The organism is Salipiger sp. HF18 (assembly GCF_011806505.1).
Taxonomy (GTDB): domain Bacteria; phylum Pseudomonadota; class Alphaproteobacteria; order Rhodobacterales; family Rhodobacteraceae; genus Salipiger; species Salipiger thiooxidans.
Genome location: NZ_JAATOS010000730.1, coordinates 1 through 1,505 on the forward strand (window position 1 = coordinate 1; position 1,505 = coordinate 1,505).

Genomic DNA, 1,505 nt, shown 5'->3' on the forward strand with positions numbered 1-1,505 from the left:
ACAGCACGCGCGTCACCCTTCTGCCTGTGTTCGACGAATAGCTAGACATCGAGACGTTGAAGAAAGGTTAACGGCCGGTAACCGACTTGGCGAGGCAAAACCGGTTTCCCTTGGCGGCCCGGGGCATTAAGAACGCCCGCACGTGGGACGCGAGAGGTCGGGATGGCTCTGGACGAGACGGATTTCACGGTGCGGCTGGCGCGCGACGAGGACGACATCGTGGCGGCGCAGCGGCTGCGGTACGAGGTCTTCGTAGAAGAGCTCGGCGGCTCCGGCGCGATGGTCGATCACGCGCGCCGGCTCGAACGCGACCGCTTCGACCCGTTCTTCGACCACCTGATCCTCACCGACGCCAAGCGTGACGGCGCCGTGGTGGGCGTCTACCGCCTGCTGCGCGACGACCAGGCCAGAGCCGCCGGCCAGTTCTATTCCGAGGACGAATACGATCTCACGCCGCTGCGCGCCTCCGGGCGTCGCCTTCTGGAACTCGGCCGGTCCTGCCTGCACCCGGACTACCGGGGCGGCACCGCGATGATGCACCTCTGGGGCGCGCTTGCCGATTACGTCTGCGCGCATGGCATCGAGGTGCTGTTCGGCACCGCCTCCTTCCACGGCACCGACGTGGCGAAGCTGGCCGAGCCTCTGTCGCTGCTGCACCACCGGCATCTTGCGCCCGAGCCGCTGCGGGTGCGCTCGCGGCGGTTCCAGAGCATGGACCTGGTGCCCGAAGCCGAGATCGATCGGCGCCGCGCGATGCTCGAAGTGCCGGCGCTGATCAAGGGCTACCTGCGGCTTGGCGGCACCGTGGGCGAGGGCGCCTTCGTCGACCACGCCTTCAACACCACCGACATCTGCCTGATCATGGACACCGCTCGGCTCAACGCCAAGGCGGCGGGGATCTACACCCGGGGGCGGGAATGAGCAGCCCGACCTGGTACGGCGACGAGCCCGAGGCTCCGCCGCTCGGTGCCGGGGACTGGGTCCGCGTGGTCTGGCGCGCGACGCTGGTGGTCTTCACCATGGCGCTCGGGCTGGTGGCGATGCTGCTGGTGCGGCTCTTCGAGCAGCCGCTCTGCGGGATGCGCCGGCCGGTCTCGCCCGGGATCAGCCGGATCGTCTTCCGCAGCTGTTGTACCGTCCTCGGCATTGCCGTGAAGCCGACCGGCCCGCGGCTCGAGGGGCCGGGGGCGCTGGTCGCGAACCATTGCTCGTGGTTCGACATCGTTGCGCTCAACGCGCGGCGCGACGTCTATTTCGTCGCCAAGTCCGAGGTCTCGCGCTGGCCGGTCATCGGCTGGCTGGCGCGGCTGGTGGGCACCGTCTTCATCACCCGCGACCCGCGCGCTGCCGCCGAGCAGAAGGCGGTCTTCGAAGAACGGCTGCTGCATGGTCACCGGCTGCTGTTCTTTCCCGAGGGCACCTCGACCGACGGGATGCGCATCCTGCCCTTCAAGTCGACGCTTTTCGCGGCCTTCTTCAGCCACGAGCTCAAGCACGAGATGCAG

At 68.3% G+C, this 1,505-nt stretch carries 2 protein-coding genes; both read left to right on the top strand.

The window, feature by feature from the left end; all coding sequences use genetic code 11:
• Positions 1–162 precede the first annotated feature (162 nt).
• Entirely contained in the window at positions 163–921 is a 759-nt protein-coding gene (locus HC022_RS26360) for a GNAT family N-acetyltransferase (protein ID WP_167454356.1), read from the top strand.
• Positions 918–1,505, top strand: a 588-nt coding sequence (locus HC022_RS26365; RefSeq protein ID WP_167454357.1) for a 1-acyl-sn-glycerol-3-phosphate acyltransferase, incomplete at its 3' end; no start/stop codon positions are given. The genes HC022_RS26360 and HC022_RS26365, both read left to right, overlap by 4 nt.

What these genes read in the sequence shown, in the direction of transcription:
- HC022_RS26360 (WP_167454356.1), top strand. Translation starts at nt 163, where the DNA reads ATGGCTCTGGACGAGACGGATTTCACGGTGCGGCTGGCGCGCGACGAG.